The organism is Neobacillus solisequens, assembly GCF_051233465.1.
GTDB lineage: Bacteria > Bacillota > Bacilli > Bacillales > Cytobacillaceae > Neobacillus.
In genome coordinates this window covers 19429-33403 of sequence record NZ_JBKFGJ010000012.1, presented here as the reverse complement: position 1 = coordinate 33403, position 13975 = coordinate 19429, and the positions used below count along the sequence as shown (strand labels likewise).

Sequence of the window (13975 nt, the reverse complement as noted above, 5' to 3'; positions counted from 1 at the left end):
TCATAAAGCCCGCAGCATCAGGAAAACAATAGCCACGGTCGTTAAGAAGGCGTCATAAAGCCCGCAGCATCAGGAAAACAATAGCCACGGTCGTTAAGAAGGTGTCATAAAGCCCGCAGCATCAGAAAAACAATAGTCACGGTCGTTATGAGGGCTCCATAAAGTCCTCAGCATCAAGAAAACATTAGTAATGGTCGCTATGAAACCACTCACAAAAAAACACTTCCCAGTCTCCCGGAAAGTGCTTCCTTATCAAATATTCCATCCTCGCTCATATTGCTTCGGAGATTCAATTTTAACGCCGAGCTCCTTAGCTGCCCTCCGTGGCCAGTATGGGTCACGCAGTAATTCGCGGGCAATCAGGATCAGGTCCGCCCTGTCGTTTTGCAATATCTCTTCAGCCTGGATCGGAGAGGTGATCAGTCCTACCGCGCCAGTAGCAATCCCAGCACCTTCTCTAATGGTTTCCGAAAACTTCACCTGGTAGCCCGGATAAGCATGAATATGAGCAGGAACAACTGCGCCGGAGCTGACATCAATTAAATCTACGCCCTGCTCCTTCATCCACTGCACGTAAGGTATGTAATCTTTTGCTGTTAGTCCTTCTTCATGATAATCATTAGCTGACACTCGGACAAAAAGCGGCCCGTTCCAAACGGTTTTCACAGCGTCAATGATCTCTCGCAGGATTCGATAGCGGTTTTCCGGTGAACCGCCGTATTCATCAGTTCGTTTATTGGTAAGCGGAGAAAGGAATTCATTAATCAGATATCCATGAGCCCCATGCAGTTCAATGACATCGAAGCCTGCTTTAGCGGCCCGTTCGGCGCCACTTTTAAAGGCTGACACCGTTTCTGCAATCTCGGCTTTAGACATTTCTTTTGGCGTTTTCATTTTTTCATTAAAAGCAATCGAGGAAGGTGCATAAATTTCCCCTTCTAAAACAGCTTTCCTACCAGCATGGGCAAGCTGAATACCCATTTTGGCACCGTGTTCTTTTACTAAACTGACAAGCTCCTGTAAGCCGGCAATATGGTCGTCACTCCATATTCCCAAGTCTTGAGGGGAGATTCTGCCCTGCGGGGTTACAGCCGTAGCTTCAACAATAATGAGGCCTACCTGGCCGACGGCCCTGCTTGTATAGTGAGTGCGATGCCAGTTTTGAATTTGTCCGTCTTGATTGTGGCTCGAATACATGCACATCGGCGCCATGACAATTCGATTTTTGAACGTTACATCTTTAATCGTAAAGGGAGAAAATAATTTCGCGGTCATATTACTATCCCTCCAGCTTTTTTAGAATTACTAATTTTTAGTATAGCAAATGTCGGGAGATTAATGTTATGATTCGCCTCGATGCTTTTGATCTCTTAGCTCTCTTAAAGTATAAGTCGTACCTCGCCAAACAATGCCACCTCGTTTAAAGGTTAGGAAACTGGCGCGAATGATGGAGTAAATAAATAATAAAGCTGTAATAGGAAAAACAAAAAACAGAGCTGGAGAGAACATTGTCATCTTTTTTATAATCATTACATAAAGAATACCGCTTCCGATGATGTTTCCCAGGCTGAGGAGGGCCAGGATTTTATTGGTTGAAAAAATGGCTACGAAAGGGAGGACATGCGTAACAAAGACTCCTAAAATGGCAAACAGGACCATGCTGAATCGATAATGCAGCCCCGCAAACGTGTTTTTTTCAAGACCTACCAGTGCTTCTTTTAAACTCCCATACCATTCTACCTCTATTAAATGAAGTGCCGTAACAATCCGTTGATTGAAGCCTTCTTGTTTCAGTTTCATCCCTAATTGCAAATCATCATCGGGTCTCATTTTGATTCTTTCATGGGTTCCAAACGCTTCATACGTTGCTTTAGAGACAAGGTTAAACGCACCGATTCCCGTACCGATTTTTGATTTTGGGTTATTGGCTAACCAAGGCCGCTTAAAATAGGAAAACCCGAACAGGAAAAAAGCAACAAAGGTTTTTAACCAAAATTTATGCGCATTTAGATTAGGAGCTGCTGTTACATGGTCAAGACGATGTTTTTCAGCATAATGCAGTGCTTTCGCAAATGCTTCCGGTTTATAGATGATATCGGCATCGGTAAATAATAGCCATTTTCCAGAAGTGGATAATGTGCCGGTATATAATGCATGATTTTTCCCTAGCCAGCCCTGTGGCAGCTCCTTAATATGAACGACTTTTAATCGGTTATCTTCTTTTGCTAATTGTTCCATTAAAGGCCCCGTTTTGTCAGTAGAACGATCATTCACAAGGATCCATTCAATATTTTTATAGGTTTGAGTCAATTGACTTATGATACTTTGTCTTATCTGACTTTCTTCATTTCGGGCCGCAATAATGACGGAAAGCAATGGACCGTCTACAAGGGCTGCTTCGTTCTCTAAGGCGTCCAAGCTTTGAAACCCAATAAAAGCATCGATCAGGAAACCAATCCAAACCAAAATGCCAATTGCAAACAAAATAGTAAGGATATTTATCATTTTTCTATGTCCTTTTTTACTATTAGTGTAACGGCCCTATCGTTAATATTCAATTTATGATGACTTTCCGACTTTTAAATGGGCACATAAGGCATCGCCCATTTTTCTCGATTGAGTGGCAGCTGCTTTAATACAAGAGATGAAGGCTTGTTGGACGCCATGATCTTCTAGGACGTTTACGCCTGCTTCTGTTGTGCCTCCTGGGCTTGTCACTTCACGGCGTAATTGCTCCGGTGATTTGTGGGAGTTTTTCACCATTTCCGCGGCTCCAATTAGCGTTTGAACAATTAACTCCTTACCCATTTGTGGTTCCAAGCCAATTTCAACCGCACTTTTCTCCATTGCTTCAATGAGGTAATAAATATAGGCGGGACCGCTGCCGGATAATCCGGTTACTGCGTCAAGCTGGTTTTCGTCAACAAAGGCCGCCATTCCCACCGTTTCAAACAATTTCTGGGTTGTTTCCAGCTGTTGCTCGGAAACACGTTCATTAACAGCGATGGCTGTCGCCGATTTTCCTACTGCAGCGGATGTATTTGGCATAGCTCTGGCAATCGACAGAGGTTTGTCAGCCAATGCTTCAATGGTATTCATCGAGACACCGGCAAGCACTGAAATAATCAGCATGTCTTTAGATAAGTACTCCCGGATATAGGCAATGGCTGAAGCGGCATCCTTTGGTTTCATTGCCAGCATGACAATGTTTGCTCCTTCAAAAAGTTTGGATAAATCATAGGTGTTTTGGATTCCGTAAAGCTCCCCAAGCTTTGTTAACCGTTCTTGATTAGAATTGTTTGTCACCCAAATATTCTTTTTATCCATTAATCCATTTTCGAGAATTCCTGAAATGAATGCTTCTGCCATCGACCCTGCACCGACAATTGCCATTTTGTTCATGAAAAAACTCCTCCTTTTTACTGAAAAAACAAAAAGACCCTTCATCCTCAAAGGACGAAAGGTCTTGCTTCCGTGGTACCACCTTCATTGATTCCGGTACCTGTTAATGGTGGCTGAAATCACTCGAATCCGTTAACGCCGGAATACGTTAGGTTTGCCTAAATGCTCGTAAGGTAGGTTTCGATGAGTAGGGGGTGGTGAAGTCTCTCAGCCTCTGAACTTCACTCTCTTTCACCGTTTCTCATTTACTGGCCTTAGTCATGACATAATCGAATCAAATTTTAATAGTGATTATGAAGGATACTGAGCTTGTCTGTCAAGAGTTAATTTACTAAATTTTTAGATATTTATTCGATAATATATGGGGAAAGCCCCGGCTTGACTATTCCAAATCAATCAGGGAAATTATTAATATAAAGATAAGAGGCCGTCGATAATCCGAAGGGCTATATTCAGATGAGGTGTTGTCATGGTTAGGGAACGATTAGCAGGTAAAAATATAGTCATAACTGGTGCTTCCGGAGGAATTGGAGCGGAGATTGCCAAACTTTGTGCAGCAAGTGGGGCCAATCTTGTTTTGCTTGCACGAAGCATCGATAAATTAAAACAGCTACAAACAAATTTGACACAAAAGTATCAGGTAAATGTGCAAGTGTTTCAACTGGATGTGGCAAATACGGATCAAGTGGAAGTCGTTTTTGATCAAATTTTTGCGGAGATGGGTCATGTTGATATTTTAGTTAATAATGCCGGGTTCGGGATTTTCCGTGAAGCCCACGAGGCGGGTATTGATGAAGTGAAGGGGATGTTTGAGGTAAATGTGGTCGGATTAATTGCCTGCACGTCCAAAGTTTTGCCAGGCATGCGTGAACGTCGCTATGGCCATATTATCAATATTGCTTCACAGGCAGGAAAAATTGCTACCCCGAAATCCAGCGTCTATTCAGCAACAAAGCATGCTGTTCTTGGCTACACCAATGCACTAAGAATGGAGCTGGATGATTATAATGTTCAGGTGACATCCGTTAATCCGGGACCGATTGCGACCAATTTTTTCAATATCGCAGACGAAGGGGGCACTTATGTAAAAAATGTTCAAAAATTCATGCTTCAGCCCGAATTCGTTGCCGGAAAAGTCGTTGACAGCATGCTGACCAAAACCCGTGAAATTAATCTGCCTCGCTGGATGAATATGGGGAGCGCTATCTACGTGCTTTTTCCACGATTGTTCGAGCGAATTGGCAAAAAAATGCTTAGTCAAAAATAATCCAATGCCTCTGTGATCAGGGGCTTTTTTATGATCCTGTTAGATACTCATAGACCACATCGTTGATAACCCCGAATAAATCTGTTGCAGGCTCTTCTTGTATTGTTTGGAGAATTTGGTCAGTTAATTTTTCCAAATCCTTAGCACCAAGCGGCATTGATTCCATTTCATAATATTGTTTCAAGCAATTTTTAATCATTTTTTCGACCAGTTTTTTCTCCATCTTCAGGATCACCTCAAGACCATTATACGTTTTTTTTCATAAACTTAATAAATAGTTAAAAAGGAGTACTGGAATGGTTCCAATACTCCTTTTGATGAATAGCTTAATCAAATTTTCGCAAATAAGACGATAACTCAGCCAGCCCTTTTTTTAACGTTTCAGTTTTTGTACAATACCCTAATCGGGCATGTTCCGGAACATCAAACCGATTGCCCGGCACTAATAAAACCCCTTTTGTTTTTAATAAATCTATGCAAAAATCCTCTACATCTATGGGGATATCCAAATGAATAAAGGATGTTGAAACAGCCTTTGGAAATACTAAAGAGACCCTTGGTTCATGTTTGGCCCATTCCTTTAAAATTTCCAGGTTGGTGAATACAATTTCTCTGTTTCGGTTTAATACTGCTTCTTTGTTTTTCAGTGTATGTACTGCAATGACATCATCAAGCACACCAGAACAAATCATGGTATAATCCCGATATTTTCTAAAAATATCAGCCACCTCTTGGTTACTTGCAGTCCAGCCAACCCTTACACCAGGTACAGAGTAGGTTTTGGATAAACTATTAGTGGCAATCCCTTTATCGTATAAATCTACAATGGAGGAAACCTGCTGATTCGGATCTAGTGGTTTATAGACTTCATCTACTAAAATATAGGCACCGACTTCTGACGCAATCGCTACAATTTCTTTTAAGAGTTGATCATCCAAGACGGTTCCCGTTGGATTGTTAGCATTGTTCAAACAAATCATTTTCGTATTGGGACGAATCATTGATTTTAATTCTTCTAAATCCGGCATCCAATCATTTTCTTCGTATATTTCCCATAAAGAAACTTCCGCTCCCAGGGAACGAGGGATATCGAATAATTGCTGATAACTCGGGTGCATCGCTATCACATGATCATTTGGCTCAATAAGGGAATAAAGAGCTAAAAGATTCGCTCCAGTTGCTCCATTCGTCTGCAAAATACATTCGGGAGGGACATTTTTGTATAGCTTGCTTACCTGTTGTTTGAATTCAGGAGATCCTTCAATCCAGCCATAATTCATTTTTACATCAAAAATTTTATCAAAGAATTCTTTGGGGTTTGTCCCATCAATGCTAATTAATTCTTCTAGTGTAAAAGAGGCAATGGAGCTTCCGGCTATATCATAAACAGCATCATTTTCCCAAACATTTAACCATTCTTCGACTCCAAAATTAGCAATTTCCATCTGTCAGTCTCTCCTTATTTTTTAGGCTCTATTAAACTGGTCTGTTGATTTCCGCTTCAATCAACAGGGTATAAAATCAACAGTGTCCTTTAACACAGCCATTTTTTTAAGAATGCATTAAAATTGAACTTTTCCCGTTAAGATTAAATAAATGGCAATCATCGCTCCGATTACTATTACAGTCGCTGCCATCCATTCTTTTTTTGATAAAAGCTCTTTAGCTCCTTGTTCTTTCCGGGCTTTCATAAAGAAGAAAATTCCAGGGATATAAGCTGTAAAACATAACAATGTATAAGAGAGACCGGCAGCCCATATTCCCCAAATCTGGAAGGCGAGCGCACAAATACCGATTATTAATTGCAAAACTTCACCTTTTTGCTGGCGGTTTTGATAGGATAATTTCACTTGGTATAAAGCGACAAATACATAGCAAATTAAAATTGCGGCAGTACATAATGAATAAGCAAAATTATAGGCTTTATCTGTAAATAAAAATGTAAAGACAAACAATTGAATAAGTGCGGCAGTGACAATTAATGAAAATGTTGGAGCATTGGCTGTATTAGTTCGGCCAAAAGCTTTAGGCAATAAGCCTTTCCTGGACATCAATAAGGTGGTTTCTCCTGGAAGCATGGTCCAGGATAACCAGCATCCAATCAACGAAATGATTAAACCGATATTAATAAAGGCAGCTCCCCATGGTCCGACAACATCTTTAAAAATATAAGCAATGGAAGGCTGTTTCACTGAAGCTATTTCTTGTTGACTCATGATTCCGTAGGGAATGATGGAAGCTAGGACATAGATAAGTAATAGTCCTAATAAACCTAAGATTGTTGCCTTGCCTGCATCTGATTTTTTTTCTGCCCTTGATGAAAGCATGGAAGCTCCTTCAATCCCAACGAATACCCACATCATCACCATCATGCAGCTTTTTACCTGATTAAAGACAGAACCTGAATCAATATTTGTGGAAAGTTTCCCCCAGAAATTAGCCGTGAAAATATCCAATTTAAAGGCAAAGATTCCGATAACGATAAAAACAAAAAGTGGAATGAGTTTACATATAGTAATAATCGTATTAAGCAGGGTAGCGCTTTCAACTCCTCTGTTAACAATGAATGTTAACCCCCACATTAAAATGCTCGCGAAAATAATCGATGGTATATTCTGTCCATCTTTAAAGACTGGAAAGAAGTAAGCAAATGCACTCATGATCATAGTGGCAAATGCTACGTTTCCAAGCCATGCTGAGAGCCAGTATCCCCAGCCGCTAATAAAGCCGCTGAATTTGCCAAACCCTTCCTCGGCATAACTAAAAATGCCGTCCAAGTCAGGTCGTTTTTTTATTAAATTATTAAAACTAAGAGAGAGCATCAGGATCCCAAAGCCAACAATTGTCCATGCAATTAAAGCTGGACCCGGTGCTGCTCCGGCTGCTAAATCTGTTGGCATCCCAAAAATTCCGCCTCCGATGGACGAACTAATTACCAGGGCAACTAAAGGAAGCAGCCCAATTTTTTTTACCTTTCCTGTCGTATTCTCTGATGCATGAACTTCACTTGCGGGAACCTTTTCTGCATTACTACTCATCTAATTTCCTCCTCATGTGAAATATGGCTTGCCATACTTTTATTGTAAGGAAAGAAGCTCACTTATTTTGTTAAGGTTATTACATATCAAATGTAAAAATCATTATGTTTTTTTGTTGTTTTTATAAGCTTTTGTTGTATATTCATGCATCAAAGTGATTAAATACATGAGTTTTTACCGGTATATTCCTTGGATGTCATATTTTGTTCAAATAAAAAATTTCCAAGAAAAAGGATTACGGTAAGCGACAAAAAATTTCCATTGAATAGGAACGTATATTCGCTTAAGATAATAAATATAATATAAAGAACTAATGTTCGTATTTTTGGGGTTGTGGGGGAATTTCATGGTTGATTACAGCACCTTACCGCAAAATAAAATTTTATGTGTAGACATGAAGAGCTTTTACGCCAGCTGTTCGGCAGTTATGGAGGGACTTGATCCGTTGAATTGCTATTTGGCGGTAGTCGGGGATAAAGACAGGGAGGGGAGTATCGTACTTGCAGCTTCACCTAAGCTGAAAAAGGAATTCGGCATCAAAACAGGATCACGGCTGTTTGAGATTCCCAAAGACCCGCGAATTATCTTGGCCGAACCGAAAATGCGAACGTATTTGCGTATCTCCACCGAGATCTCTCGTGTGTTCAACCGTTATGTGCCAAAAGAAGCCATACACACGTACAGTGTTGATGAAAGCTTTATTAAGGTGGATGGGGCCCTGCATTTGTGGGGAGACGCCGAGACAATTGCTGAAAAAATCAAAAAGGATATTGAACGGGAATTTCAGTTGCCTTGTGCGGTTGGCATTGGGCCCAATATGTTGCTAGCAAAGCTTTGCCTCGATCTTGAGGCAAAACGTCATGGAGTAGCGGAGTGGACCTATGAAGATGTCCAGACCAAGCTGTGGAAGGTATCTCCGCTTAGAGAAATGTGGGGAATCGGCCGTCGTGTTGAAAAAACGTTAAACGGTATGGGCATTTTCACGGTTGGCCAACTGGCCCGCTATGATTTAGAACAGCTGGAAAAAAAGTTCGGTGTTATGGGCAATCAGCTTTATTATCATGCCTGGGGAGTGGACCTTTCTGATTTGGGGGCACCAATCATTGAAGGGCAGATCAGCTTTGGAAAAAGTCAAATTCTCCTAAGGGATTATAAGGATGAAGAGGAGATCAGGCATGTCATTTTAGAAATGTGTGAAGAGGTTGCCCGGAGAGCGAGGACAAGGCGAAAAGCAGGAAGAACCATCAGTCTGGGAGTCGGCTACAGTCAGGATGAATTCGGAGGCGGTTTTCACCGTTCAAGAACCATTCTGCAGCCGACCAATGTAACGATGGATCTCTATCGTGTATGCCTTGAATTATTTTACGAGCACTATAATGGCAAGACGGTCAGGCAAATTTCCATTTCTCTTGCCAATATTGTGGATGATTGCGAGCTTCAGCTTAATCTTTTTGATAGGGGAGCCCATAAACGGCGCGAGTTGGGCTATGTCGTTGATTCTGTCCGCAGACGCTTTGGCTCGGGATCCCTGCTGCGGGCAGTTTCTTACACCTCCGGAGGAACCGCCAAACACCGGGCTACTTTGGTTGGAGGGCATAAAATGTAAAAAGAAAGACAATACGGAAAGAAGGAAAAAACGATGATTCGCGACCGCGGAAGAATCAAATGGACATCAATGATGCTTCCTGAGCATGTGAAATTACTCAGAGATTGGGTGAAAGAGGATCAGTACGAGGAAAAGATTGAAATGGATGAACAGCAGTTTGAGCTGATGAATGAAATACTCGCAGAGGCCATCGAATTTGATCAGTACGTGACCATTACCCATTACAGACAGCGAAACTATGAAATCGTCATTGGCAAAATTCATTACTGGGATGAAATCTCCCATAAGCTGCATGTAGTGGACCGGTTTCAAGAAACCCATCGAATTCCCATTGACACCATTGCTGACATACGGCTCACTGATGAATAAAGAGAGGATAGATGAACAGGACTAAAATACCTTTATTCATCTATCCTTTTTTGTACAATAAATGCCTCCATTACCACCACAACAGCCTATGATATTACAAGGAGCTTGAGGAGATCCCGAGTTTATTTTAAGTGGAATATTTCACAATGTTTTACTCTACAATGGTTTTGGTGCATTAATTTGTTCATCTAAATTTAGATGTAGCAATTGTCCAGCATGAACTAAACCTGAACCAAAACCATACAAAAGAACATGGTCTCCGTTTTTAACTTTTCCCTCACGGATTCCAAGGTCAAGTGCTAAAGGAATTGTTGCAGCAGAAGTATTGCCAAAGTTCACCAAGCTATAAAGAGTTTTTTTCATTGGAAATCCTACTTTTTCACTAATCGGTTCGATTAGCCGTAAGTTAGCACTGTGAGGGATAAACCAATCAATTTGCTCTAAATTCGTTTGAGTTTTTTCTAGAATTTGTTTTACGCTATCAGGAACATTTCTTACAACCCAACGAAACACTTCCCTGCCGTTTTGAACAAGATATTGAGTATCAACCAACTCAATTCCATTAACCTTCTTGGATAGTCCAGGACGATACACATGTTGTGCGCCACTTCCGTCACTTCCCAAATGGAATCCGATAAAACTGTTGGATTGTTCGTCGCTTTCAATCAATACTGCGCCAGCCCCATCACCAAATAAAATACATGTACTTCTATCAGTATAATCCGTAATTTTGGAGATGGTATCTGCGCCAATAACAAGTACCTTTTTGTGGAGTCCAGAAGCAATAAAGCTATGAGCTGTATGCATTGCATAAACAAATCCTGCACAAGCCGCACTTAAATCGATGGCACCCGTTTGAGCAATATTTAAACGATTTTGTATGATACTTGAAACAGATGGAAATGGAAAGTCTGGAGTGCTTGTTGCTACGATGATCATATCTACATCTTCGACTTTTTTATTATATCTTTTCATTAAATCCTTTACGGCAGCTACGCATAAATCACTAGTAAATTCATCAGGACGACTAATTCTACGTTCATGTATACCTGTTCTTTGAAGAATCCATTCATTATTTGTTTCAACCATTCGTTCAAGTTCAAAATTTGTTAATTTTGTTTCTGGTACATATGTCCCGATAGCCGTTATTCTTGTTCCTAACATACGTTTCACCCCATGTTCAATTATAAGTTAGTGTTAGTAACTGGTACTAATTTTAATATAAAAATATGCTTTACTCTTTATGAAGTAAAGTAACGATTATTAGATCGTAATGATTAAAAAAGTTAATCACCAAATGCAAATATCAATTCTGTCTCGCAAACTAATTCTCCATCAACGGAAGCAATCCCTTTCCCTTTCCCAATATGTCCTTTTAATCGAGTAATTTCAACTTCGAGTTGTAGTTGATCACCTGGTCTTACTTGTTTTTTAAAACGGCATTTATCTATTCCTGCTAAAAGACCTAACCGTCCTTGGTTTCCTTCCTTCGTTAACATTACGACTGCACTTACTTGAGCTAATGCCTCCACAATTAAAACACCTGGCATAACAGGGTAATTAGGGAAATGTCCGTTAAAAAAATCCTCATTTGCTGTTACATTTTTTATACCTACTGCTCTTTTTCCTTCCTCTAATTCCACAATTCTGTCCACTAATAGAAATGGATAGCGATGCCTAATAATTTCCTTGATTTTTTGAGTTTCCAACAACATTACATCCTCCCTGCACTAATTTTTATAAGAATCAATTATTATTTTATCACTAAGTACTAATAGTTGGTAATAAATTTCAGGGTTTATTCACCTAATCTTCCACAATAATGTTATCTACTAATTTCTATACAGCTAGGTAAACGTACCTAAAAGTATCCATCGGTGAATGGTTTCGTCGTGTTTGCGTAACTGCAAAAAAAATAAAAGTACACCACTTATATCAGTGATGTACTAATTTCTAAACAATGTCCGACATTAAAGACTAGCCACTATTTTCATAATAAAAACATGCCACTATCTTTAATTTTCCTTTTACTTAATCTTCTTTTGGAACACGGACCTGTGACTCAAATTTCCCCTTATGTGAGCCGTCACAAAATGGCTTATTGTTGCTCAAACCACAGCGGCACAATGAGAAGGATGGCTTTGTAGTATACACATTACCCTCGCCATCTAACAATTCTACCTCGCCTGTAATGCGCAGTGATCCATTATCATTTACTTTAATCTGAACTTTTGACATCCTCGACACCCCTTTTAAATAAATTGTTCGTAATAACTTGAGATTAACTTCAAATGGAAGAAAATGCAAATATTAATGATGAGAGCAAAATCGAAATCGTCACAAAAATCTTGTGATACAATCATCATATGCAAACTGAAAGGGGCTTTAAACATTGGAAATCATCATAACAGAGGCAGCAACAGCAAAAATCAAGGAGAAAACAGTTGGCCGTGATGGATATTTGAAGTTAAAATATGATATCGAAGGCTGCGGATGCGCGGTAGATGGTGTTTTCGCTTTATGGTTTATTTCCGAATTAGATGAAGACGACACGGCTATTGAAACAAATAATGGCCCTATCTATATGGAAAAATCAAAAATGGTATTTTTTGATGAAAATATGAAAATCGACTACTCCGATTCCATGCATGGCTTTCAGTTAAAAAGCCCGCAGCAAATCCTGAATGGGCATATGAGCTTGATCATAAAATAAAAAACAGACTAAAATACTGAACGGTTAATGAACAATAGAATAAAGTCATGTTTGTAAAGGATACCCTATATTGTGGGTATCCCTGTTTTTTATGGGCCTTTCTATTTAAGTTGGAGGAAATGAGCAGATGAATCATTTAAAAGAGAAATATAGCATAGAAAAATTTTCATTATCCAAAGTGAAATACCCAGAAATAAATTTTAATGATCATCCTGTATGTTTATCGGATGAAACATTTCGTGAAAGAAAAGAAAAACTCCTAAACGCTATGAATAAAAATGGAATTGATCTCGTTTTCATATATGCTGATCGAGAACACGGCTCCAATTTTGAGTATGTAACGGGCTTTGTTCCACGATTTGAAGAAGCTCTATTAGCTCTTGATTCTAGTGGGAAGTCAACCCTATTTCTTGGTAATGAAAATCTAAAGTTAGCCAAACATTCTCGTTTACAATCAAATGTTGTTCATGTACCTCACTTTTCCTTGCCTAATCAGCCGATGGAAAATCAAAAGAGTTTCAAAGACATCATTGGAGATGCTATTCAGTTTAATGGGAAATGTATAGGTGTTGTTGGATGGAAGGTATTCACAAGTAAATACGAGGAAGATCAACCATTGTTTGATGTTCCATATTTCATTGTTGATACATTACAAAAGTTGGCACGGGAGAATTCCGCTAGAGTAACGAATAGCAGTGAAATTTTTATAGGTGAAAACAGCGGAATTAGAACCATTAATAATGCGGATGAGATTAACTATTATGAGTTTGGTTCCAGTTTAGCATCAGATTGTGTATTAGAGGCATTAAACCATCTTGAAATCGGTAAAACCGAAACAGAATTGGCATCATTCCTCTCTAAATTTGGACAACCGCATAATGTCACGACAATCTGTGCTACCGGTGACCGCTTTACGAATGCTGTCATTTACCCAAGAAAAAAAGCAGTAACTCTTGGTGATAAATTTTCCATCACAACCGGTTATAAAGGTGGATTAGCAAGCAGGGCGGGGTATGTCGTATCAAAAACCGATGAACTTCCGAATGATGTTCGAGATTATTTGGAAATATTGGCGATTCCATACTATTCGGCTGTGGTGGCATGGTTGGAAAATATGAAAATTGGAATGACAGGTGGACAATTATATAATGTAATCGAGCAAGTCTTGCCGAAAGAAAAATATAATTGGCATTTAAATCCGGGACATTTTGTATCAGATGAGGAATGGTTATCTTCTCCCATTTATTCTCAATCCAGCACGATTTTAAAAAGTGGAATGTTATTTCAAATTGATATTATTCCTTCTGTTCCAAATTATGGGGGAGCCAGTGCAGAGACTGGAATCGCTCTGGCTGATGATTCATTACGAAAGGAAATAGAAGCTAACTATCCGCAATTATGGAATAGGTTTATAAAGAGAAGAAATTATATCCAACAGGAACTACATATTCAACTGCATCCGGAGGTTCTCCCTTTGTCAGATACAGTAGGCTATTTTAGACCATATTTATTAAATAAGGAAGAGGCTTTATTATTTCATCCAACCTCCTAAACAAACAATAAAATAGCCGATATGGGAG

14 protein-coding genes are annotated in these 13975 nt (G+C 39.5%); 5 read left to right on the top strand and 9 right to left on the bottom strand.

All coding sequences use genetic code 11. From position 1 onward, the window contains the following. Positions 1-252 precede the first annotated feature (252 nt). From namA to proC, 3 genes are all read right to left on the bottom strand, one after another. A complete protein-coding gene (namA, locus tag ACI3K6_RS13725; RefSeq protein ID WP_335474281.1) occupies positions 253-1275 on the bottom strand; it encodes an NADPH dehydrogenase NamA in 1023 nt (340 codons plus the stop codon). A 66-nt stretch (positions 1276-1341) separates the two neighbouring features. Beyond that, positions 1342-2505: a glycosyltransferase family 2 protein gene (locus tag ACI3K6_RS13720; RefSeq protein ID WP_435555272.1), complete on the bottom strand. Its 1164-nt coding sequence runs from the start codon at positions 2503-2505 to the stop codon at positions 1342-1344. Positions 2506-2559: 54 nt separating this feature from the next. Further along, positions 2560-3402 carry a pyrroline-5-carboxylate reductase gene (proC, locus tag ACI3K6_RS13715; protein ID WP_435555271.1) on the bottom strand — a complete coding sequence of 281 codons (843 nt, stop codon included), beginning with the start codon at positions 3400-3402 and terminating at the stop codon, positions 2560-2562. 469 nt (positions 3403-3871) lie between these two features. Between proC and ACI3K6_RS13710 the strand changes: the two genes are divergently transcribed. Then, a complete protein-coding gene (locus tag ACI3K6_RS13710; protein WP_435555270.1) occupies positions 3872-4669 on the top strand; it encodes an SDR family NAD(P)-dependent oxidoreductase in 798 nt (265 codons plus the stop codon). Between the two features lie 28 nt (positions 4670-4697). Here ACI3K6_RS13710 and ACI3K6_RS13705 read toward each other — a convergent pair whose 3' ends face one another. From ACI3K6_RS13705 to arcD, 3 genes are all read right to left on the bottom strand, one after another. Beyond that, positions 4698-4892: a YqzH family protein gene (locus tag ACI3K6_RS13705; RefSeq protein ID WP_435555269.1), complete on the bottom strand. Its 195-nt coding sequence runs from the start codon at positions 4890-4892 to the stop codon at positions 4698-4700. Between the two features lie 103 nt (positions 4893-4995). Then, a complete protein-coding gene (locus tag ACI3K6_RS13700) occupies positions 4996-6114 on the bottom strand; it encodes an aminotransferase (RefSeq protein WP_435555268.1) in 1119 nt (372 codons plus the stop codon). 117 nt (positions 6115-6231) lie between these two features. Continuing rightward, a complete protein-coding gene (gene arcD, locus ACI3K6_RS13695) occupies positions 6232-7707 on the bottom strand; it encodes an arginine-ornithine antiporter (RefSeq protein ID WP_435555267.1) in 1476 nt (491 codons plus the stop codon). Positions 7708-8053: 346 nt separating this feature from the next. Here arcD and ACI3K6_RS13690 point away from each other — a divergent pair, with 346 nt between their 5' ends. Next, the gene (locus ACI3K6_RS13690; protein WP_435555266.1) at positions 8054-9313 is read left to right on the top strand and encodes a Y-family DNA polymerase; all 1260 of its coding nucleotides are present in this window, start codon (positions 8054-8056) and stop codon (positions 9311-9313) included. A gap of 33 nt (positions 9314-9346) precedes the next feature. Then, a complete protein-coding gene (locus tag ACI3K6_RS13685) occupies positions 9347-9682 on the top strand; it encodes a YolD-like family protein (RefSeq protein WP_335474297.1) in 336 nt (111 codons plus the stop codon). 156 nt (positions 9683-9838) lie between these two features. On the opposite strand, the gene ACI3K6_RS13680 is transcribed toward ACI3K6_RS13685, so the two are convergent. The 3 genes from ACI3K6_RS13680 to ACI3K6_RS13670 form a co-directional block, all read right to left on the bottom strand. Further along, a complete protein-coding gene (locus tag ACI3K6_RS13680; RefSeq protein ID WP_435555265.1) occupies positions 9839-10846 on the bottom strand; it encodes a ketoacyl-ACP synthase III in 1008 nt (335 codons plus the stop codon). A gap of 122 nt (positions 10847-10968) precedes the next feature. Continuing rightward, the gene (gene fabZ, locus ACI3K6_RS13675; protein WP_335474316.1) at positions 10969-11394 is read right to left on the bottom strand and encodes a 3-hydroxyacyl-ACP dehydratase FabZ; all 426 of its coding nucleotides are present in this window, start codon (positions 11392-11394) and stop codon (positions 10969-10971) included. 319 nt (positions 11395-11713) lie between these two features. After that, the gene (locus tag ACI3K6_RS13670; protein ID WP_335474301.1) at positions 11714-11920 is read right to left on the bottom strand and encodes a CDGSH iron-sulfur domain-containing protein; all 207 of its coding nucleotides are present in this window, start codon (positions 11918-11920) and stop codon (positions 11714-11716) included. A gap of 154 nt (positions 11921-12074) precedes the next feature. On the opposite strand from ACI3K6_RS13670, the gene ACI3K6_RS13665 reads away from it, so the two are divergent. Both ACI3K6_RS13665 and ACI3K6_RS13660 read left to right on the top strand, forming a co-directional pair. Continuing rightward, a complete protein-coding gene (locus ACI3K6_RS13665; protein WP_335474303.1) occupies positions 12075-12395 on the top strand; it encodes an iron-sulfur cluster biosynthesis family protein in 321 nt (106 codons plus the stop codon). Between the two features lie 127 nt (positions 12396-12522). Beyond that, positions 12523-13947, top strand: a complete 1425-nt coding sequence (locus ACI3K6_RS13660; RefSeq protein ID WP_435555264.1) for a M24 family metallopeptidase — start codon at positions 12523-12525, stop codon at positions 13945-13947. The last annotated feature ends 28 nt before the right edge of the window (positions 13948-13975 follow it).

Bases quoted from the DNA above. Each gene is read 5' to 3' on its own strand.
- namA (WP_335474281.1), bottom strand. From the start codon at position 1,275: ATGACCGCGAAATTATTTTCTCCCTTTACGATTAAAGATGTAACGTTC.
- ACI3K6_RS13720 (WP_435555272.1), bottom strand. From the start codon at position 2,505: ATGATAAATATCCTTACTATTTTGTTTGCAATTGGCATTTTGGTTTGG.
- proC (WP_435555271.1), bottom strand. From the start codon at position 3,402: ATGAACAAAATGGCAATTGTCGGTGCAGGGTCGATGGCAGAAGCATTC.
- ACI3K6_RS13710 (WP_435555270.1), top strand. From the start codon at position 3,872: ATGGTTAGGGAACGATTAGCAGGTAAAAATATAGTCATAACTGGTGCT.
- ACI3K6_RS13705 (WP_435555269.1), bottom strand. From the start codon at position 4,892: ATGGAGAAAAAACTGGTCGAAAAAATGATTAAAAATTGCTTGAAACAA.
- ACI3K6_RS13700 (WP_435555268.1), bottom strand. From the start codon at position 6,114: ATGGAAATTGCTAATTTTGGAGTCGAAGAATGGTTAAATGTTTGGGAA.
- arcD (WP_435555267.1), bottom strand. From the start codon at position 7,707: ATGAGTAGTAATGCAGAAAAGGTTCCCGCAAGTGAAGTTCATGCATCA.
- ACI3K6_RS13690 (WP_435555266.1), top strand. From the start codon at position 8,054: ATGGTTGATTACAGCACCTTACCGCAAAATAAAATTTTATGTGTAGAC.
- ACI3K6_RS13685 (WP_335474297.1), top strand. From the start codon at position 9,347: ATGATTCGCGACCGCGGAAGAATCAAATGGACATCAATGATGCTTCCT.
- ACI3K6_RS13680 (WP_435555265.1), bottom strand. From the start codon at position 10,846: ATGTTAGGAACAAGAATAACGGCTATCGGGACATATGTACCAGAAACA.
- ACI3K6_RS13670 (WP_335474301.1), bottom strand. From the start codon at position 11,920: ATGTCAAAAGTTCAGATTAAAGTAAATGATAATGGATCACTGCGCATT.
- ACI3K6_RS13660 (WP_435555264.1), top strand. From the start codon at position 12,523: ATGAATCATTTAAAAGAGAAATATAGCATAGAAAAATTTTCATTATCC.